The 22239-nt window shown below is 32.6% G+C and carries 19 protein-coding genes; 3 read left to right on the top strand and 16 right to left on the bottom strand.

The genetic code is table 11. From position 1 onward, the window contains the following. Positions 1-443: 443 nt before the first annotated feature. From ltrA to MKY60_RS07815, 5 genes are all read right to left on the bottom strand, one after another. Positions 444-1772 (bottom strand): group II intron reverse transcriptase/maturase, encoded by a 1329-nt coding sequence (gene ltrA, locus MKY60_RS07835; protein WP_340928248.1) that lies wholly within the window; start codon positions 1770-1772, stop codon positions 444-446. A gap of 615 nt (positions 1773-2387) precedes the next feature. Then, positions 2388-2576 carry a hypothetical protein gene (locus MKY60_RS07830; RefSeq protein WP_340929409.1) on the bottom strand — a complete coding sequence of 63 codons (189 nt, stop codon included), beginning with the start codon at positions 2574-2576 and terminating at the stop codon, positions 2388-2390. A gap of 14 nt (positions 2577-2590) precedes the next feature. Next, a complete protein-coding gene (locus tag MKY60_RS07825; protein ID WP_340929407.1) occupies positions 2591-2920 on the bottom strand; it encodes a YolD-like family protein in 330 nt (109 codons plus the stop codon). Between the two features lie 11 nt (positions 2921-2931). Then, entirely contained in the window at positions 2932-4191 is a 1260-nt protein-coding gene (locus tag MKY60_RS07820) for a Y-family DNA polymerase (RefSeq protein WP_340929406.1), read from the bottom strand. After that, a complete protein-coding gene (locus MKY60_RS07815; protein WP_340929404.1) occupies positions 4188-4391 on the bottom strand; it encodes a LexA family protein in 204 nt (67 codons plus the stop codon). The genes MKY60_RS07820 and MKY60_RS07815 overlap by 4 nt, the downstream gene beginning before the upstream one ends. Before the next feature lie 357 nt (positions 4392-4748). On the opposite strand from MKY60_RS07815, the gene MKY60_RS07810 reads away from it, so the two are divergent. After that, positions 4749-5585, top strand: a complete 837-nt coding sequence (locus tag MKY60_RS07810; protein ID WP_340929402.1) for an ATP-dependent DNA ligase — start codon at positions 4749-4751, stop codon at positions 5583-5585. Here the strand turns inward: MKY60_RS07810 and MKY60_RS07805 are convergent. From MKY60_RS07805 to MKY60_RS07770, 8 genes are all read right to left on the bottom strand, one after another. Beyond that, positions 5545-5784 carry a DUF3006 family protein gene (locus tag MKY60_RS07805; protein WP_340929400.1) on the bottom strand — a complete coding sequence of 80 codons (240 nt, stop codon included), beginning with the start codon at positions 5782-5784 and terminating at the stop codon, positions 5545-5547. The two genes, MKY60_RS07810 and MKY60_RS07805, sit on opposite strands and share 41 nt — an antisense overlap. Beyond that, positions 5781-7136, bottom strand: coding sequence for an MBL fold metallo-hydrolase (locus MKY60_RS07800; protein ID WP_340929397.1), 1356 nt, complete (start codon positions 7134-7136; stop codon positions 5781-5783). The genes MKY60_RS07805 and MKY60_RS07800 overlap by 4 nt, the downstream gene beginning before the upstream one ends. A gap of 26 nt (positions 7137-7162) precedes the next feature. Next, positions 7163-7726: an excalibur calcium-binding domain-containing protein gene (locus tag MKY60_RS07795; RefSeq protein WP_340929396.1), complete on the bottom strand. Its 564-nt coding sequence runs from the start codon at positions 7724-7726 to the stop codon at positions 7163-7165. Between the two features lie 310 nt (positions 7727-8036). Beyond that, entirely contained in the window at positions 8037-9734 is a 1698-nt protein-coding gene (locus tag MKY60_RS07790) for a P-loop NTPase fold protein (protein ID WP_340929395.1), read from the bottom strand. Positions 9735-9919: 185 nt separating this feature from the next. After that, positions 9920-10318, bottom strand: coding sequence for a hypothetical protein (locus tag MKY60_RS07785; protein WP_340929394.1), 399 nt, complete (start codon positions 10316-10318; stop codon positions 9920-9922). A gap of 351 nt (positions 10319-10669) precedes the next feature. Next, positions 10670-11509: a nuclease-related domain-containing protein gene (locus MKY60_RS07780; RefSeq protein WP_340929393.1), complete on the bottom strand. Its 840-nt coding sequence runs from the start codon at positions 11507-11509 to the stop codon at positions 10670-10672. 295 nt (positions 11510-11804) lie between these two features. Continuing rightward, positions 11805-13643, bottom strand: a complete 1839-nt coding sequence (locus tag MKY60_RS07775) for an excinuclease ABC subunit C (RefSeq protein WP_340929392.1) — start codon at positions 13641-13643, stop codon at positions 11805-11807. A gap of 370 nt (positions 13644-14013) precedes the next feature. Further along, positions 14014-14952, bottom strand: coding sequence for a DUF3800 domain-containing protein (locus MKY60_RS07770; RefSeq protein ID WP_340929390.1), 939 nt, complete (start codon positions 14950-14952; stop codon positions 14014-14016). 196 nt (positions 14953-15148) lie between these two features. On the opposite strand from MKY60_RS07770, the gene MKY60_RS07765 reads away from it, so the two are divergent. Then, positions 15149-18604 (top strand): SIR2 family protein, encoded by a 3456-nt coding sequence (locus MKY60_RS07765; protein ID WP_340929388.1) that lies wholly within the window; start codon positions 15149-15151, stop codon positions 18602-18604. A 219-nt stretch (positions 18605-18823) separates the two neighbouring features. Here MKY60_RS07765 and MKY60_RS07760 read toward each other — a convergent pair whose 3' ends face one another. The 3 genes from MKY60_RS07760 to MKY60_RS07750 all read right to left on the bottom strand — a co-directional run bounded on the left by MKY60_RS07760 (position 18824) and on the right by MKY60_RS07750 (position 21119). Beyond that, positions 18824-19057, bottom strand: a complete 234-nt coding sequence (locus tag MKY60_RS07760) for a hypothetical protein (protein ID WP_340929386.1) — start codon at positions 19055-19057, stop codon at positions 18824-18826. A gap of 206 nt (positions 19058-19263) precedes the next feature. Then, a complete protein-coding gene (locus MKY60_RS07755) occupies positions 19264-19551 on the bottom strand; it encodes a hypothetical protein (RefSeq protein WP_340929384.1) in 288 nt (95 codons plus the stop codon). Between the two features lie 17 nt (positions 19552-19568). After that, positions 19569-21119 (bottom strand): ribonuclease YeeF family protein, encoded by a 1551-nt coding sequence (locus MKY60_RS07750; protein ID WP_340929382.1) that lies wholly within the window; start codon positions 21117-21119, stop codon positions 19569-19571. Positions 21120-21343: 224 nt separating this feature from the next. Between MKY60_RS07750 and MKY60_RS07745 the strand changes: the two genes are divergently transcribed. Further along, complete coding sequence (locus tag MKY60_RS07745) at positions 21344-21805, top strand: hypothetical protein (protein ID WP_340929380.1); 462 nt, start codon at positions 21344-21346, stop codon at positions 21803-21805. Positions 21806-22239: the final 434 nt, after the last annotated feature.

Genomic DNA, 22239 nt, shown 5'->3' with positions numbered 1-22239 from the left:
TACTAATACTTTTGCTTGAGGTGTATTAGCAATTGAAGATGTTAGGTACATCTTATGAACTATTAGAGGAATAGTTAATTTCCTGCGAAGAACAGGATTGATTTTGGGTGGGTATTTCAAATATACCATAAAATTCAATTAAATCCATACAATAATTTCACTATTTTTTATCAACTTATTCTTTTTAAAAGGAAAAACCGCAGTAGAGTATCAAACTTAATGGTAATACTATATTCGGTTTTTTCTTGCTAATAAAGACCTTACAACGTTTTCCATTTATAACAACACCTTTATTATTTTAATTTATTGTTTATTTTATCGCATGTTCTTCTTCAACTAGTCGAGTAGAGGGGAACCTCTCTACCTTACGGTAGATTGTGTTCCTCCCCCCTCACAGAACCGTGCTTGCGCTATTCACGCACACGGCTCCTCCTAGTCATCATTCACAAAATGTAGCTAATCTTCTTTCTTAAATCGTATATATTCACTTTAATTCTTGGTGAAGGTAACGGATATTTATGTAGAAAGAGATTGAATTTATCCCAAGTAAAGGATTTTCTTTGACTTCTTCTGTTGAGCCATTTAAAGAGTAAATATTGAATTTTGTCTCTAAATTGGTGAACACTTGGAGTATTATCTGTGATGCAATAGTAGTTGTAGTAACCTACAAGCGAGCGTTTAAATCTATCCATAATCATATGAATATCTTTATTTCGGTTACTCTTTATCCATTCTTTCGATTCCTTCAGTTTAGCCTGTAGCTTCTTCCTACTTGTTTTCCGTTTCACACGAAAATTTCCTTGTTTACTCTTCCCACAATAGTGTGTGAAACCGAGAAAATCAAAGGTTGCAGGTTTTCTATTCCCCGTTTGTTTTGCATCTTTCTCAGCAAATCTCCCGAAGGGAATAATTTTGGTTTTATCCTCCGCTACTTCTAAGTTAAACTTCTGTAATCTCAGCTTCAATGATTGAAAGAATTCCTGAGCTTCGCTCTTATATTGAAAGCAACAAACATAATCATCGGCATATCTAACTATGTATGCTTGTCCTTTACACTGTTTCCTAACTTCCTTCTCGAACCACAGGTCCAGGACATAATGGAGGTATAGATTGGCAAGTATCGGAGATATGACTCCACCTTGCGGTGTGCCTTTATCTGTCTTGTACTTCTTTCCTTCCTCCATGTATCCACCTTTAAGAAACCTACCAATTATTCTTAGTAAGTTAGGGTCAGCAATTCGCAGTTTTAAGAACTCCATCATCCATATGTGATCAACATTGTCAAAGAACCCTTTGATATCTACATCTACTATATAATTTACTGATTTCTTCTCAATATAATGATTTAATATTTTCAAAGCATCGTGGCAGTTACGATTGGGGCGGAACCCAAAAGAGCAGTCTAGAAAATCATTTTCATAGATCGCATTTAGTATTTTTGTAATGCCTTTCTGTACAATCTTATCTTCATGTTCCGGTATCCCCAACGGTCTTTTCTTGTTGGAGTTAAGCTTGGGAATATACATTCTCCTTACAGGAACAGGATGATAACCTTTACTTTTAAGCCTTCTTACTAAGTCCTCTATATTTCCCTCTAATGTTTCACTATATTGCTCTTTAGTTGTGCCATTAATCCCAGTTGCCTTCTTATTAGGTAATTCATGATGGCATTGAACTAGAGATTGCTTATTTAGTAAATGTGCAAGCGATGTAAATCTCATTCTCGGTTCAGATTTAGCTAATTCTGCTATCCTTAATAGTTTTGTTTCCATTTATTATTCCTACCTCCGTGTGTAGTAAATGTGTCCCTAGTAAGGGTGATAACTTGGTAGCAGCCTTTCCTCCGTCGGCATTACCCAACTTCATTGGTACTACGCTGCTATCCGACTCCCTACAACGGCATTTGGTTTCCTTGCTTATTATCGCTTGTACACCATACTCTTCTATAAGAAGAAAAGACCGGTAGGGTCTCCCGAGTTGCCGTATCATATCCATGTGTGACGTGCCAAGGTCTCTGACCCCAGAGAGGTTTTATCCTTCTTGCCTTTAGCGAAGGATAAAATGTAGCTTTCTACCGCAGTTAAGGCATCAGCCCTCTCGATTTACTAACATTATGGAGCTCAATCCCTTCAACCATTTGGCTTTCGGCCCGCCACCTAACTGTCTACGCTTAAAGGCTAATGTTACCATTAGCCCTCCAAGACTCGCTACGAGTGAATGGCTAGTTCTTTCTCGGCGGGAATCCCACCCGCTATATGATACGACCTAGGCTCGGCCGCACAACTGCGTCGTTAGTTTAAGTGTAACATTTCACAAACAGTCCTACCTTACGAAAAATCAACCCTTACCATTAACATAGCCATAAAATAAAAACAAACCACCTTCTCCTAATCGAGTTGGTGGTTTTTAGCTTTTTCGGTTTCTGCAGCTTCAGCTCTATTTATGATTTCACATAGTTTTCCAAGTGCTAGTAATTCCTCTTTCGGCATCCGTGCCATTTCATCTAATGCACCGAGGATCAATTCTGGAGGATGTTCATCCAATAATTTATTAAAAAGTTCTTCTGTTCTATCCAATACATTCACACCCTTTAATCCATTATAGTTACGTCGACTATTTCATCAAGCTTTAATGACAACAAATAAAAAGGATCTTGCAATTCTATTTCTCGCTTCTGTAGATTCACACCTTCTACTGTTCCTCTATTGCAAATAAATTCTCCATCTTTCCATCTTTTAATTTTCGTATCAGCCTTACTTTTAATGGCTGCATCCAAAGTATGTTGGATGGCATCATAATCCCATTCGTCTAATTCTGGTTTGGGTTCTTTTTTAATTTCCTGGTTATATCCTTTTAACATTGCCACGTGCTCTGTTAACATCATGCCTTGCCATTTCTTCATGCCACGGTCTCTAATCAAACTTACTCCTCCTATTCCTTATGTCCACCGACCATTTTAGAGCGTTTCACGGCAGTGCCTGCAGGAGTATAAGACACCGCTCTTAATAGCGCAGCAGAACCGTATCGATTTCTAATGTTATCCATCGCTGTAGCTAGTTTTCGCTTCTTCCAATTATCTTTTTCAAAAAGACTGAGCTGCATGGATTGTTCATCTTCTAACTTTGTGATGGAAATTGATATATGTCGTACTAGATTTCTATTATAATTTTCTTTTAATAAATCTAAACACACTCCATATATTTTCATGGTATCGTTCGTTGCATCATGAATGGTCCTAGACCTTTGAAATCCCCCGCGAAAAGCATTTTTACTATAGCCTATTCCTAATGAAATAGTTCTAGCTGCTTGGAAAGTATCTCTTGCCCTCTTTGCTACGTCCTCACACATTTCAAGGATAACTGCCTTAACGTCCTCAATTTTATTATAGTCTCGCATTAGAATTTGGCTTTTACCATAACTGATTTGTCTCTCTGCTACAGGTGCTCCTAATTCTGATAAATCAATTCCGTGTGCATGGTGATACAATTGATTCCCCATTATGCCAAATTTATCTTCTAATAGTTCTAAAGGGGTTTTAGCCAACTGACCAATACTAAATATCCCCATATTGTTTAACGTTTTCTCAGTTCCAGAACCGATTCCCCACATTTCTGATAACGGAGTAACTGGCCATAGTTTTGTTTGCACATCCTCATAAGCCCATTTAGCAAATCCAGTTTTCTTAGCATCTAGATCTAAAGCAAGCTTCGCCATTAACATATTAGGGCCCATCCCAGCCGTTGAATGTAATTGTAAGGTTTCTAATATTTCTTTCTGTATTTCTTTAATTGTGTGTTCTGGAGGACCCCAAAGTTTTTCAGTACCAGTAAGGTCAATAAAGGATTCATCAACACTATATACATGTACGGCTTCAGGAGGAACATATTTGTGGAGGATATTAGTAACAGCCATCGAAATTTCAAGAAAGTACTGCATCTTAGGTTCAAAAATTTGAATGTCTGGGTGGTTTGGTATTTCAAAAAGTCGTGTTCCCGTTTTCACTCGGAAACGTTTTTTCATTGCAGGAGATGCAGCTAGTACAACAGAACCTTTTTGTTCCAAATTACCAACAACAGCAATAGGGACTGTCCTTACATCTAAGTCATGTAATACTACAATACAAGACGCATAAAAGCTCATCATATCGATACAGGCAATTGAACGGTTAGGTAGTCCGCTGTAATCGATCATTGTACGATTTGCAAAGTTCTTGGAGAAGAATGAACAAAATCGATATAGATTATATCTCGTACTCGCTCCAGATGACCAAGTACTGTTGAAACAGATTTTAGACCGACTGCTGCAGTGATTTCTCTTATTGATGGGGAATACTTGTTTTTAGATAATTTTTTTTTGATGTATCCATAAATTTCTTTTTGACGATTATTCACACTACCTCACGCTCCTGGCGGATGATGGGAACACATGCGAGCACATTATCAATAATAAAAGTACGTTTAGCATTTCGTTTAAAACAAAACACCTGAAAGGTATCACCTTGAATCTTCAGGACCTTCACTCTCCTCTTGCTTATGTTCCCATTGTTATCAGAATACATTAACTCAACCAGCTGATTACGTTCCATACATTTCATCAAATTTATACGCACGCTTGTTCCCTCCTTCTTTTGTTTATTATACGAACATTCGTTCGTTTTTACAACAAGTAAATTTTTCTAATTTCATTCACTTCACCTATGTATTGTAAATTTTCTAAATGGAAACAATATAGTTTGAGGTGAAAGATGCATGAAAATCATTAAGCCTATTCTATTAGGATATCAAGAAAAGGTTAGTTCGGAAGAAGGTTGGATATATGAACCTAAATACGATGGAATAAGGCTTATAGTAGGTAATAGCTTCTCATATACTCGTCATGGAACAACAAATCGTTTTCCGGAACTCTTATTTTCAGTTCCAGAAGTTTTATTGGACGGAGAATTAATAGCACCTGGCACAATTGCTCCAGATGATTTTGAAGGGGTTATGTCTCGTTTTAGTGGTAATAAAGAACAGGAAGTAATATTCATGGCATTTGATATTATTGCCTATAAAAATGAAACAATAACAAGTTACCCACTCGAAGAAAGAAAGGGACTCCTTACTGAAGCATTGTCAAATATAGATTCTATATACTTTAACTTAGTGCCGTACATATACACTGAAGGTGAAGCTGTCTTTAATTTAATGAAAGAAAATAAGATGGAAGGCATCGTCGCTAAACGTTTAAATACACCTTATCTAAGCGGTAAACGTACAGACAATTGGAGGAAAATTATTAATTGGAGTTATCATGATTGTATTGTTTCGAAGGTTACATATGGACCATTAAGTGTGCAATTGATAAGTGTGGAAGGAGATTATCTAGGAAGTGTACGAATAGGTTTTACAAAGGAAATTAAAGACGAGATTCAAAGTAGAACTCCACCGTATGTATGTAAAGTAAAAGCTCGGGGATGCCATTGGTGGAAAATTACGGACACCTCAAATATATTTAATAGAAAAAAGCGACCAAATCAATTAAGATATGGTCGCTTTTCCGTTATTATTTATTTCTCAATTGCTCTAACAAACTACTTACTTTAGCCATCGCCTCTTCTGTTTCACACTGCAGAAGAGTAATTTTGTAGTTTTCGTTTGTTTTTATAATTTCAACAATATCTCCTTCATGCAAATGAACGTTAATTAAATTTTTAGGAATCAACAATTGTACGGATTCATCCTCACGCAATAAAAATGTGCCAAAATCTGCATCTAAGCTATCAAGAGTATATTTTTTAATCATTTTCGTTCACACGCATGACCGTCACCGTCTCCATCGTGTTTCTTTGCATAAGCGGGGTGACCTCTTTCAACTCCATTTGGATAATCTTTTCTTAATTCGGTACAATTTTTATAGCCTGATGGTGTAATTACGGGTTTCTCTACTGGTATTTCTATCGGCTTTTCTACAGGCTTTTCTACTGGTTTTTCTACTGGTTTCTCGACAGGCTTACTTTCTTCTTTCTTACAGCTGCTTGAAACTGTATGAGTTGTTCCATCCGTGGAAACTGTTATATTGCAATCTGTAACTGTTTTATATATTTTCGAGCCAATTGCATTAAGATTATTAACTACTTCCGCATGTGGATGTCCATACGAATTGTCTTTTCCGTAACTCAAAATAGTTGTTTCCGGTTTCACTGCATTAATGAATGCTGCAGAACTACTTGTATTTGAACCGTGGTGCCCTGCTTTTAGAACATTTACTGAAATTTCATCGAATGTAGATAGTAAATAATCTTCAATGTCTGAACTCGCATCAGCCATTAAAAGAAAATCTATATCTTTATAGCCTGTTTTAATAACGATCGAAGCATCGTTCGTTTCAGCCGCTTCTTTATCTGCATATAATACTTGCAGATAAAAATCAGAGTTCCAGTCCCCTAGTAAAATATCTTCTTGAGTTGGTTCGATATAATTAATATTTTTTTCATTTATAAGTGTTAATAAATCAGCATAAGTTTCTGTCGTATGCACTTTCCCACTGTTGACAAAATTACTTACAGCAAATGAATTTAATACAGATATTAAACCGCCTATGTGATCAGCATCCGGATGAGTTGCTACTACATAGTCTAATTTATTTACACCTTTCGTTTTTAGAAACGCTACTACATCAGCACCGGCCGCTTTAGTACCGCCATCAACAAGGATGTTTTTCCCATCTGGAGACTGAATAAGAATAGAATCGCCTTGGCCAACATCGATAAAGTGTACTTTCATATCTTTAGCAACTTGTCCTTGTTGTTGAAGTAGGGCTAATTTACTTTTAGATGGGGTTTCGTACTTCACTTTAGCATTTTTTTGAACGAAACTTCCGCTTCCTACTCCATATAAACCACCGTGATTACTTTTAAAACTATATACCCTATATTCTTCACCTTTTTTCATCGGACGAACAGTTGTTAGAGAACCGTCTTTTTCTAATTTAACTAGTTTGGTATCTGAAGAAATTGTCACTTTACCAATTTGACCTAGCTTTAACTCAGTTTTACCCCACATGATAGATGCGGCATCTGCAGAAGGAGTAATAAATGAAACCAAACTAAATAATAAAATAAGACTAAAAAGTAGTTTTGACCATGTATTTTTCAATTAAATCCTCCTAGAATTACTTTAATTTATCTCCAGCTAGGTTCACATGCCCAACCATCTTTGTCTCTATCATGTTTTGACGCATACGCAGGATGCCCTTTTTTTACTCCATCTGGATAGTGTTCTTTTAGGGCAGTACAGTTTTTAAAACTAGAAGGAGCACCTGAGATAACTTCTAATCCTTCCTCAACATTTGGCTTTGAAGGTTGTGGTGTAGGTTCAGGATTTTCACTAATCTCTTTTAATAAAGCTAATTTCGATTTAGAAGGTGTTTCATATTTAGCTTTATTGTCTTTTTTAACAAAACTTCCTCCACCAACTCCATATAGACCCCCGTGATTACTCCTATAGCTATATACTCTAAATTCTTCACCTGGCTTCAAAGTGCGCACAGTAGTTAATGACCCATCACTGTTTAACTTCACTAAAGGTGTATTTTCTAATATTGTAACTTTACCGATTTGTCCTAATTTTAATTCCGTTTTACCCCACATTACAATTGACGCTGCTTCAGCAGAACTAACAGTTGAAACACTTACTCCAATAGCCAACGTTGCAATTAAAATACTCTTGATAACTTTGTTGTACATTATGTATATCCTCCTTTTTGAATTACTTTTATAGTACAATTTGGAAGTAATAAAGTCTATAGCATTATCAGAAAATAAAAAAAGCGACAAAAATGAACTGCACCCCAAATGTTAGAAACCATCTAACAATTGGATGTGCAGTTTTTCTATGACAAAATATAGTTCTGAATTAATATTACAGGCAGTTTAACGTATCTGAAAGGAACAGCCTCAATCTCGCCCGATTGTTGAAGATTGTTTTAAATTATTGATTGCAAAATTGCATTAAATATTAATAATTCCATACAAAATATCTATATTCTTTCTATAATTAGTCCTCTGGATGATTCATCTGATATTCTATTTGATGTTCCATTTGAGATTCATGATACATTTTTATGTCCACAGCATAATCAAAATACTGATATTTCTTTTTATTAGTAATAGAGTTGTCCTTATTGATACGTTCAACAAAGTAGTTACCTATCAACTCACTTTTAGTTACCTGAATAAGCTTTTCAATTTTCTCCTGATTTTCCTGAGAATATTGAATTTCTAGTTTACTAAAATAGTAATCAAATATTTCTTCAAACTGTGAAAACTCATTAATTTCGTCATTTTTAAACAACATTAATAATCTTTCATAATCTTTCGCTTGCATACAATTAGTGATTATTTCATTCATAAAGCTATTGTATTTGTCTTTACACTTACCATTCAATTCTTCGATAAATGATTTAATTTTTTTGCTACATTCCATTTCGTTACCGAACATGTCAACATCATTCCATAAAGTATGCTTAAATGGGACATATGTTGAATTTTCTTTAGGTGCATAAATTTCAATAGCAATTCTTAATAATTCTTTATATCTTTCTCCATCAAGCATTTTATTCTCATCTAATGCACTTGCAAGAGAAATTGTGCTAGTCTGGTCAATAAAATAACCAAATTCATTTCTACTAATTTCCTTATCAATTTTTTTAATTAGAAAACCGAGTTCTTCATCATTTAAACGGTACAAGTTATACAAAGTTTTGATATCCTGTCTGATTTCTGAAAACTCGCTCTTGTAGGATTTAAATGAATCAATTGAGATATTTTCAAATATCAAAAGCTTCTTTAAATCATTGTAAATATTAAATTTATCAAAATTCATTTGTTTATTCCCTTTGGTTTTTATTGGGAAATAATAATCATATACAACTGCTTTACACATTCTTAAAAGTTCTTTATCAATATTTTCAGTCCTAATGTGTTCTTTTGAACGTAAAATTAACTCCAAATATTTTAGAAATATTCTCAAATTATTCATATTTTCAGCTAAATACCCTTTAGGAGACGATCCAAATGCAATTATATTTTCAAGATATATATCAATTATTTCATCTTTGTTAGGTTCATCTACACCGTCTAAAATTAGCTTTAATGTCTCTCTATTTAACTTATTAATTTTAATAACATGATCAACTACTTTTTCCTTATATAAATTAAATACATTTAAGTCTTCTTCTCCGAATTCCTTTGTATTTGCGATTAATATCACATCGAAATTTATTGTCGCTCTTTCAATTAGACCAAGCATTTCTTTCATATTAATTGAATCAGATTTTCTTTCAAGATCATCAAAACATATTACTTTCTTTTTACTATCTTTTTTATTATTTTTAAAGTCTTCTATTGAAAACGAATTTAAATAATTTTCAATATTAACTCCGGCAAATTTATCAACAATATCTTTTGTAAAGTTTCCAAGTAGCTTTGAAAATCCACCAAAATCTTTAACATCCTTAAATCCAGGTATTAAGTTAATTAAGAGTGTACTTTCAATTTCTTTGACAGAATTCTTACCAAATGTAGAAACGTATATTACTTCGTATTGCACTTCTTGTTCAAAATAATTTTTGATGAGATGTGTTTTACCTATTCCCCAATCACCATCAACTAAAGTACATAAGGTATTTTTATTAAATCTATTCGTATCTTCTAATATTCTTTTGATAGTAATACTTGCTTGTAAAGCATCCATTCTCTCACTCCTACTTTCTTTCTATAAAAATACAATTTCGGACTTTCCTTTCATTTAACAATATGGCCCGATTGTTGAACATGAGTTAAACAACCCTCTTCAACTAATCTGCCCCTTTAGTTCAATTAGAAAAAAGGCTTTACTCCTTCCTGAAGTAAAGCACCAATTAGTCAATTTTCTTCTGTTTAACTTTTAATATCTCTATTATTAATTGCTTCTATTTTTTCATCAACAAGCTTAATCATATACTCATTTATATAAATCTGATTTCTTCTGTTTCTATCTGCAATAAAAAAATCTACTGTCGTTATAAAATATATTAATAGAAAAATGATAAATACAATAATAACAACAATTTGATTGATAATATAAGATGATAACTGGCTTCCTAATTCATGCCCACCTATATTTGAGATTATTTGGGTATTGAATAAATAAACAAAAATAGCTGTTACTAGTCCAATCAATATTCCTCTCAAACCAAAGTAAGCTATTTCTTTTTGGTGTGCTTCTAGATGCTTTTTAACTTCAGTATATATTGTTAAGTCATCCAGTCTACCATTCCCAAAATAATTAACTAACACATTTAATTCATAACGGGCTTTTTCTCTTAACTTTTTATATTTCCCCTAGTTGCTTATAATCTTCTTTTTTATTTTTCGCATATTCATCTAATCACCATACTTTAATATAGATGATTAGTTAAAAAATGACAATACAATTTCTTAGCCAGAACCAACTTATCTTTAAACACGCTCTATCTTATGGAATGGAAGTTTAAGTCTATTTCCTACGGTACACAAATGAAGCGGGGGAAGTCGATAAATACCGTATCTGCGGTATTCATCACAAGTGTACCAACTTTTAAGGTAGATACTACTAATAGTTACATATACTTTGATCCACTCTATATTGTAAAATTTATCATCATATGATTACTTATGAATTTTTTGATGTTCAAAACAATAAGTATAACCCTTAAATTGGTCTTCATGTGACAAACAGTACGTACTAACTTTCTCAGAAACTGCTTTCCCACACGTTTTACAAGTCGATTGGATACTTCCACTCTTAACAATTTCTTTACTGCCCTTTTCCCTAAGCTTTTCAACATGACTCTCCCTTATTTGAGAATCAGTTATGTTAGTTACATTTAGTTTGTTATATAACTCTTGTAATTCTTCTATTGAAAATAATGGTTCTGGATTCTGAAGCTTAAGTACATTAATCTTTCTCAAAATAAATTCGGATAACTCTGTATCGTAGACAATCAAATCATTTGATTGAATTTTTCTTATTTCCTCATTTACCTTAAATGTACACCTTTTAGTAAAAGATACCATTGATACGAATAGTATCTCATCGTTTAGTTCTAGAACTGTTTTTATCGCTTGAATATGACCATAGTTCTGACGAAATGGGTTCATCATCGGAAATTTCCCATTAACACTCCACTGACCTCTATTTCTATCACCATAGATAGTACCAGCATAGTTTTTAGTTTCTATAACAAATATCGCATAAGGAGTAAATATAACGTGGTCTATTTGCGAATACCCAGACTTAGCATTAGGGTTGTTAATTAATATATCACTTAGATATTTGCTATTCTTAGGAAGTTGATCAAGTTGTATATTTATTTTATATTCCCCAAGGTCGCCAATTCTTGTAGAAGTAATATTAGACTTGTTCTCGGTATTACCTTTATCAGAAACAGAGACTTTTTTTGTAGATACTCCCTTAAATACCTTTTGAAAAATCCTTGAAAACATCATAAACTCCCCCCTTACCCTTATATCGTAGATACTCTCTTTTAGTTAATAGTCTAATGATTCGAACTTCTATACACTCCAATTTTATTAACATTAAAAAGACTACCTCCTTTTTTAAAAGAAGTAGTCTTGGTATTACACCTTACACTCACAGCTTCAGTTAGCTCTTTACTATGCTTTTCAACTATTTAGACAAATAATCTGCTTGTAAATTGATTATTCATAAATTTATACTTATATTTCTTTTATTGGTCTTTTTATTTAGAGATAATCCGTCATCTGTATTTTAAAAATGTGTTTATTTATTAGTCGTATTTTTACAAAACGGGCAATGAGGTCTTTTTAATAAATGATCACTACGTATCTCCCACTTATAATCACAAATCATACATTGTGCGGTAACTTTTTTTCTACTTGAAACGTATTTTAATACCTTAACAGTATTATCCGACTTTTTTAATACTTTTTGTTTATATGCTTCTGCCCTTTTAACGGTTGCATCAATTTTAAGTTCGTTAGAATTATCTACTACTTTAATTGAAGATTTTCTTTTTTTCTTAATTTTAGGTAATTTTTTTGCAAGTAATTTTTCTACCAAAGGATTATTTTGTAACCCTTCATTTATCATACACATTTCTATGCACCTATACGATTCTGAAGCCCCAATATTAAAGCCAGTATCATCATCAGTTATTTGTTGGATTTCATCTAATACAGACGATAATTTAACCAATTGTTTATCTTCTAAGGTGTAATCATTAATCCCATGCTTATATTCAGCCTGAACAGAAATAAAAGAATTATCTATTTCATTATCTCTAACGCTAGATATTGAAAATCTTTCTCGCTTCATAGCAAAAATATTATTAAAATCTTTCTCAATATACTCTATTCCTGACTGACAAATTATTGTTGTTTGATTATCAATATAATACCTATTTTCAAATTTATTTTCTTCATAATCAATGAAACAAGAATCAATCATTATAATATTCGATTCTTTTCGGGTATCACCCCTACTAACTCCATTATTCGAAATGTATATTTGGATATGACATGTGTTTAATAAATCATTATCTTCATTTATTTTTATTGTTGGATTGTTAGACCTATCTCTCAAAGAAAAAGACTCAAATTGACATATAGGAAATATCAATTTATATCTTTCATGTCTAATTTCCTTTATACTTTCTTTCCTTAAAACATCAGTACTTTGAAAAACCTCAAATTTTTTTTCGACTAGTAGTTTGTTATTTTTAATATTTTTTTCAAATATTCCTATCTTTTCATTAAATTTCTGCGCTATTTCTTTTCCTTGTTGATTTACCATTTCATCCAATTCAGCCTTAGCAATATTGTATTCTTCTAATGTCTTGCCTACTTTTTCATTTAATTTTTGAATTCCACGATTTTGAATATCTAGTTTATATAGTTTAAACAATTCATCAAGATTAAGTTTTACTTCATCGTATTTAGATAATGTGTTACTGTTTAATTGTTCATTCTCTTTTAATAAATGAGCAATATCTCTAGGTATCGAATGTTCAAAATTAAACCTTGTAAAACCATTTTCGTAATAAGAATATATACCTTTAACATCCTCCAGCAATATATTTAAATAATCATCTTTTTCCGAGTTATTCATTTGTGAATTTGAGAATCGAAACTTAAGCTGTTTAATAAAAGAATTCAGCTGATTAAAGCCAAAAAATGAAGGCAATAATCTTTGAAAGTACTCCTGTTCTTTTTCATCTAAATCTTCTTCTTCCACCTCTTCTAAAATAACCATACGGAAATCTAGTAGAGTACAGTTATTTTCTAGCATATATTTAAAAATTTTACATGATTTCAATTTCCCTTCATAGAAAGAACTATTTTTTGAAAAGAAATACTTATTATATTCATCATAAGAAAGCCTATTTAAAGCAATAATTTCAGAAAAATGTTGTTTATATCTTCTTTGTATATCTTTTGATTGTCCTATATAAATCGGAACAATCTTTTCAGAAGTGAAATTATCTATGTAAATCATATAGATACCTGCAATATTATGCTTTGTTTCTGGTGTAACTTCCCAATATAAACTCTCTTGTATCAATTGTTTTACTTGGTATTTTATATTATCTATTTTTTTCATAGTATCACACCCTGCTTCTACATAATTAGTTAAGTTAATTGTACTATAAAAAATCTATTTTTTAGGGGATCCGAAACCAATACTATTTATAAGTGAGAGTTTAACTTCAAACTCGGTATTCACGTCGCTTGAACCCATTTTTGTTTGAGTATCTCTAAATTGACCATTTTTACTATTTGATGACAAAAAATTTTTATTAGTATGTATATCCCATAATCATTAAAATTATCAGACGCAATTTGACTTGAAAAATTAAGATTTTAATAAGAAAAGCTGCCTGATATGGCAGCTTTATTAGAATATTAATAACTTAATTGACAAAACTTAAAAAGGAAAACTTATTTCAAAATCCTTGTAGCTCAGAAAATTTTTACAACCCTTTTTTTCGTAAGGTGATATGAGATAAAGGCCTATTTTCTTTCCCCCCAATAGCATTTTTAAGTACTTTATAGCATTCTTTATACTCTTGTACGTTAGGATTGACCAAATAGTTATAAATTGTATTCGAAATTATGTCCACTAAGCGTAGCCCAGGTTCTTTTTTCGAATCTATAAAAGTACAGTTTTCACCAAATATTTTGTTTAAGTATAGCCCTCTATTTCCATCTTTAACTTCTAAGGTGTATCTATCTATGAATGGGTGTCCCTCTTTCCAAAAGTCAACCATTGGGATTCTATTTCCAAGTTTTGATTGGGCATCCAAAAAAGGCATTACATATGTTTGAAAATACTTTTCCATTCCTGAGAGTTTATTTGGTTGTTTTCTATCAAACACAAATGAAAAATCCTTAAAATCTCTACGATATTTAGATTCATAAAAATAAGCCATACAAAAGGTCAACACATCTAATAGTTGTTCAACAAGTAAAATTGACTGCAAAAAATCTTCATTACTCATCCTTGTTTGGTATTGAGCTATTTTAACAAGCTTATCAAAATGAGTTAATATTTCTCTAGACTTACCGCCTTTATTAATATACCTTTGCTTATTTTGTTGAAAAGTTGTACTTTGCATAGTACGGAAATCTTTTAATTCTTCTAAAGTAACCTTTTTAGGAGAAACAATCTTTAAACTAATTTTCAGTTTGCTTTGATTTTTCTTGATAAAATTGCATACCTTTAACCGTTGCGCGTAAGTAAGCCGAGATCCTTTAATTTCTTCTCCGTCATTATAACGCTGTTCAAAAGCGTTCATAAACTGTCTAATTCCTACATACATATCTTCCGTACAAATTAGGCTTGCGACAAGACTTGGATTCCGTGTATTAGTGAGGGAGAAATCTCCGGATTCATCTGTGAATATTTTCATACTATTATTCCTTTTTGGATATATTTGTTAAAGACATTATTATTTAGTATAGCATCCTTTGATATTTTCTGATAGACGTCTAAATCTGTAATATTTCGGCATCTGTTCTGATTCTAGTAATAATGGTAAAATAATGAATATTCATAAGCGTGATGAAATATACACTTAGATGAGGGTTACTTCCCTGGAAGGATGGATGATTGGTTTAATGGAATTTAACGAGGCACATGACCAATATCAACAACATTTGTCATTAATCAAAGAAGCTATAGAAAAAAAAGAAGCCTATTTATTCATTGGTGCTGGTTTTTCCCAGAATGCGGAGCCAAAAACCAAAAATATAGAAAATCAATATAAAACGTGGAATGGTTTTATGTATCAACTAGCAGAAAAGCTTTGGCCAACCGGTTCACCTGAAAAGTTAAAGGAAAAAATATCTGGGGATCATTTAATGATTGCGCAGTTATTTGAAGAAGAATTTGGAAAGGCGACTTTTTATGAAGAATTAATAAAGGCTGTTCCTTATAAAGATTATTTACCCTCAACAATTCACAAAGAAGTAATTACTTTAAACGGAAAAGGAAGTTGGGCGGGAATAATGACAACAAATCAGGATTGTCTTATAGAAGCAACCCTAAACGAACAACATATAAATCATGATGTAATTATCAGTGATTTTGATATTTCAACGAAATCAGCTTCAACAAAAGTATTTAAACTCCATGGTACGATGGAACGACCTGAAAGCATTATTTTTTCTGAAGAACAATACAGAACATATGAAAGTGACCATCCCCTTCTTCATGTTAAATTAAAGTCTGTCTTTGCCGAGAATGTTACAGTATTTATTGGTTTCAGCTTAACTGACCCTAATTTCAAAAGTATTTATGGATGGGTTAGAGACATCCTGCAGACAAATTATCAAAGAAAGGCATATGCGTTTATTTTTGATAGTGATATTGATGAATACACCCGTCGTTATTGGGAAAAGCGCAACATTATTATAATTCCAATACCAACAAATGGTTTCCATGATAAGGGACGAGCATTTGTAAACGGTATGAGACACTACATTGAAACACTTACAGAAACACCTAAGATAACTCAAAATAATGATGTTCAAATGTCAGTTTCAGATATAGAGCAATCTTTATACAACTTAATAAAGGAAGAAGAGTGGACCTCTAAAAAAACAATTACATTAGTCACACTGTTATCAGAATTGAAAAAAAAGGAATTACTAAGAAATTTTGAGTTTCAACCTTTTTTCAAAAAAGTTTATCCACATTTAAAACAACAGGATAAGCTAAAGATATTGTTAGCACTGTATCCACTTGTATATCCCTTTCTTGATATCAACGGAGAGCCTATAATAAATGAAGTAATTCAAATTCTAAAAGAGGATCAAAACCTTCAGGACTTTGACCTTCTATATCAAATTTTAGCTGATAAAGCAGAGTCATTATTTGCATTTGGAAAGTATGAAGAATTAAAAACTTATGTGGACGAAACTCTTGTGGAGTATTCTGATTTAAATGTTAAGTATAGAAATGAGCTTCTTTATTGGCTGATAGCGAGTGAAAAACTTAACTTGAATTTCGAAGGGATTCGATTGTATCTCAATAGAATATCTGTTGATTGGAATGATCCACTTTGGTTAAATCGGATGGCATCTGTTCATTACTTTGTTGGAGATCATTCAGTTGCTTTAAACTATATTAACAGGGCGATTCAAGCCGCTGAGCAGAAAAAAGACGATTGGAATCTATACCTTTCTTGCCTAAGTAAACGCAGTTTATTCGGTCCTGATATCTTTAGGGATGATTACTTTTATACAGAGGCAGATCATATCCAAAATGTTGATTTAATCAGAAACTTAAACGCGAAATTAAAAGATACCAACAATCCCACCTACCAGAAATGGCAAGAGCTCGGTGATTTAAAATCAAAGTGGTGGTCAGAGTATATGAATTGGAAAGAAAGTTTAGGTCCTCATAGAAATGGTTTCCATTCCATGAAATCAAGTTCATTGAATATGATTGAACATCTTGTTTGGTTTCATGAAGCAAATGGGATTCCCTTTACGGCCTTAATGGAAAAGAAATACGATGTTATTCCTGATATTTTGTTGGAAAACCACCAATTAGTAAAAGCAGCTATTTATGGCATACTGCTTGGTTTTGATAAGAAAATATCAACCTTGTTACACTTTGAATCATTAAACAATATATCACTAGAGAGTAGATTAATATTGTATCAACAAACCATATCATTTGCAGAACATTTATTAGTATACATGAATGAGACAAAACAAAATATTCGACATGAACTACTGGGATCTTGGTTAAATGCTTTATTACAATGTTGGGAACGCATTATTCCAATCTTGTATGATGATGAAATTAGAGGAATTTACGAAAAGATATGGGACTTTCAATCTTTCTACCGACAAAAGCCAGTACACTTTGACCATTTTGCAAACATTTATGAACGACTAATCTCCGTCTTTTCAGTATGTATTTATTTTATTAAAGAAGATTCGGCTTTCTCACGTCTTAAAGAGTGGAGCTTAAGTAAAATCAATAGTCCAAGGAAATTCACTTTGTTATCTGATATATATTGGGAAGATTTAAAAGAAAATTTACAAACCGATTCAGACTTTATCAATAAATTACTCCAAATAAACAATAAGAATGCCGATGAACTAGTTGTTCATTGGTTAGAAAATGATATTTTTACAGAAGTACAAAAGGAGCTTGTACACAATTATATATTTGTCCAAGAGAATGAAAATGAAAAACGCAAACAATTGTTTTCATCATTTTTTGCTGATAAGTTAGAGTATCCAACTATAGAAAAAAGAGTTTTAGAAGAAATAAATCAATTTATTCAACATAATTCAAGTTCAGATGTTAACCAACTCCATGTACTATCAAAACTAGTAAAAGAAATGAATGAAGAACATATAAAAACCATACTGGAGTATTCAGAAAAGAAGATCAGTTTTTCTAAGAGGGAACAAGGAGAATTTATGTCTGTATTCACAATAGAGGAAATAACAAGTGCATACTTATCCTTTATTATTCAACTTGTAATTCACGGAAAAGCAACTAATGAACAATTACTATCCAAGCTAGAAGAATTTCCTTATTGGTCTGAAAGATTTAATCAAGGATTACTAAAACTCAACAAAATCAAGGGCTTAGATCAAGATAGAATAACTAAATTAATTTTGCAAGGATTACAAGTTTTTGATCCTAATCATCGTGGGACCTTTTGTGTTTTAAGTGGGTTCTGGCTAAAACAAGAAGGTGACTTAACACTTAATGAAAATGACATAGTTGAAATTTTATTACAATCTGCTCGTGACACTAATATCAACGTGGCAAGTAAAGCCATTAATGGATTAGCAAGAACATTCCAAGGAAAAGGCAAAAGCTTTTCCTTGCAAATGATAGGGCATATACTAAAAGTAACCGATAATACCTTAACTCGTAGACATATTAGCCTTTTAACCAATCTAGCATTTTTATATAACGAACTAAATAAACTAGAAAACCTTGAAGACCACCAATCATTAAAAATTCAAGAAACTCGTGCATCGTTAAGTGAACTTCCTTATGCTAATGTACGGAAGGAACTTTTAATTTGAAATTAAAGGCATTGAGTTATAACGGTTTCTTTATTATCTTAAATAAAAAAAGCTGCCCCAGCAGCTTTTTTTATTGTAATTGTGTTTATGGGTTTCAAATAAAGCAAGTAGCCGGGGAAATTGAATGCACAGAGTATATAATTTCCGAGGTTGCAGTTAAGGTATAAGCAAAAGAAGGATAGCCTACAAAGCTATAAAATTGCTACGACGCAATATGGCCTAAAACTTTTTCATAATTCCTGTAGCTCCGTATTTATCGGCTATAAAATTCCTAGCAACTTGATAAGAGGGAATGGAAAATTTATAATCATCTTCTTCAATTCCATGATTAGTACTGAAAGTCATGTATCTTTTATTATCTGTTTCAGCTATATAGATTTTAACTAACCCTTTATCCAGTACCCAATAATTTACTATTTCATATTGAATACGAAAACTTTCAGGTAAACTCATGATTAAATACCTCCAGAATATAATTTACTTTATTATATAATAGAAAAGTGTATCCCAACTTAGGCGGTGATTCTATGGATTAATACCTCTTCCGTTACTTAGAATGAAAGTTCCCCGTTTTGATAAAATCGAAAGCTAGCTTTGTACTCCTACAACCTGAGTTTCCCTTAGTTTATTTTCTTACAGCAAATAGATTTAAGAGAAAGTTAACCTAGCGTCTTATATATCTCATATATATCTAATAGTTGTTTTCCAAGTTCGCTGCTATAATCCCATGTGTCGACAATAACTCTTGGATAAGAAGGAATATAATTTAGCGATTCAATCATTAGTTCTATCTCCTTATAGATATTTTCCAGCTGGTTAATCGTCCCGTCGCTTCCTCTTCCTAATTTATGGGCATTAATTTCAGATTCTAGTTTAATTTTGACATTTTCAGCTTCTTTTTTAAATTTTAAGGTTTTATTAAGTCGTCTAGATTCGTTATATACCATTGCTCTACTCCTCCAATTTATTGATCACCCATTTGATACTGTGGTCCTGCTTTTCCTTTAATAATAATTGTATCTGGTTTAACTTGCCATTGTTGAATACCTGTCATTCTGTTCCATTCTGGTGGAAGTGCTAGATTACTTCTGTTAACTTGTGGTGAAAATGTTTCAAACAAGTATCTCCCTTTTGCAGTAGCATTAATATCATCATAAAATCTTAACCCGTAAGTATTTGAACCAGCTACTTCAAGCTTAATTGTACCAATATCAAATGATTCTAATGTAGTTTTTCTAAATTGACGTGGCACACCTTGTGATTGTAAATACTCAGATGCTTGTTTTACACCATTGTATGGGTCATTAAGCTTCTCCGTACCCTTAGCTCCATCTATAACATTATCTGCCACTTCGCTCGCATTCTGAGCATCCTCTATCGCCTTACTTCCTTTTACAGCAAGTTTCCCACCGGTACTAGCAATGCCAAAAACCGGAATCATTGCAGAAAAAGAAAGTCCCGCATTTAATGCATCTCCTCTGGCCGCATAGATAACACCATTTACGCCATCTGCTATTTCACCAACAACAGGTATAAGCCCTGCTATATCTAAACCAAACTGAAAAGAATCTAGTAATTTGTTTTCTTTCGGTTTGTCGACTAAAACGGCCTCTTCTTTATATTCAACTTTGGAAACAACTTCATAGAAAACAGTTTCGTTTACCACATACTCTTTAATGAGTAAACCATTATCATACGCATGATATTTTATATTTTCCGCTACGTTTTCTTCAATAGTCTTCAGTTTCTTTCCTTCCAACGTTTGAAAAGTCGCTGCAGTAATCATCGTACCTATTAGCTGTTCCTGTTCCTTTACCCATAAGTCATTTGGATTTAAGAATACTTTTGGGAACAGTTCTGTTCTAATATCACTTCTAAAGGTAAGGACATCCCACTGGCTAGGCAAAAAGTTTATATCCTTGACCCCTGCTTGGAATAGTCCTTCCATATCCGTCAGCCACTTGTCCATCGTCTGCAAACCATGTTCAATGGGATTCAGTGCGTACGTCTGGGTAGCATCAAATTCATGAAGTTGCGTTACAGTATCATCCCGTTTTCTTTTAGAACTAATGACTCCCTCCTGCACTCCGCTATCATCTAAGTGGGGCAGTCCGACAATATCACTTACTTGGTCCATGATACTGTTTGCCTCATCTGTCAAGCTAGAGGTAAGTTCGCCAATAAGCGTAAGTCCCTGTTCAAGCTCCCCTTCAAGGAAAGTTTCGAGTATGTAACCGGAGGGATCAGGTTCGAGTGAATGAAGTGCAGCCTCCATCTGGTTAAGCACTTGTTTAAACTGTTCAGAAAACAACTGAAAAAAATGAAGAAACGGTAAATGACATTCCTGGTAAAAGGAACGAATGGCATTACCTCCCGCTCCCTTTAACTCGTCCTCCATCTGAACTAGACCCTCCACCGCTTGGTGGATTGCTTCCATTTCACTGCCTAGCCTGTCTAGCATAGTAATGTTGCGCTGCAGCCCTTCTTGAAATAAATCTACATCCAATATTTTCATAGGCTTTGCCTCATCTATTTCTATGTTATAATCTCATTTCTAATAAAAGGGGTTTATATAATGGATAGAAAAATTACGGGAGACCAACAGTATTTTTTTGAATTTATTGATGTACTTGATGAATTGAAATCGAGAATTTTAGAATGTCTTGAAAAAAAGTCCCTTTTTCAATAGAAGATTTAATTGAGCTAGATTGTTCGAAGAAAAGCTATTGGGAAGCTGTTTTGAAAAAATATGAAGAATCGGGAATGAAGTTGGATTTTCGTTATCCTCGTGGTGAAGAAAAAGAGTTAAAAGAAAAAGAAATGATACGGAAAATAGATAAAAGATTTAAGGAAATGGCGTATCTGAATTATGCTGAAAATAAATTCAGTAAAAAAAACCATGAATCATATGGGTTTTTCAGATTATTAGAAGATATTGATGTAATGTATTCTAGTTTCTTTACTGATCTTCATATGTCTTATGTAGATGGACTTACGGATAGAATTGTAGATTACCAAAGGGTCTCTGACTATGTTTTCAACGAACTAAATGACTATCAAGTTGATAATATGATATTAAGAAATATTGAAAGTATTAGACTATATAATAAAGAAAATACCATTAATGAATTACCCAATGATTACTTTGAGAGAAGAAGAGAAGATGCAGAACTTTGGAAAAATGTTTATGATCAAGATTAATGAACTAAATAGGTTACTCCGATAATTAAAAAATACCACCTTCTCCTAATCGAGTTGGTGGTTTTCAACTATTATTATTTCCTCTATATTAATGGCATTATAGCAAATATCACCAATCTCCATGACTCCTTCTCTATTCACCAAAGGTGTGCTATGTGATAATTGATTCCTTTAAGAAAAAATGAATCAATAATTACTATAAATAGTTGCCCATTGACCGTAATTTTATTGATGTCTTTCAATAATTCTATAATTTCTAATCACTAGCGACATCCTTCTCCCTTCACCATTTTTAATTAAGTTTCTTTTACTAAAATAAATAAATTCTAGTTTTTTTCATCATACCCCATTAAGATTTAAAATACGTTCTCTTAAGTGTGCAATCGATTAATACCGGCCATTTTCCTTAGCTTCACATCTGTTCAGAGATAATA

It is taken from the genome of Psychrobacillus sp. FSL K6-1415 (genome assembly GCF_038003185.1).
Lineage (GTDB): Bacteria > Bacillota > Bacilli > Bacillales_A > Planococcaceae > Psychrobacillus > Psychrobacillus psychrodurans.
This window is presented reverse-complemented; position numbering and strand designations above follow the sequence as displayed.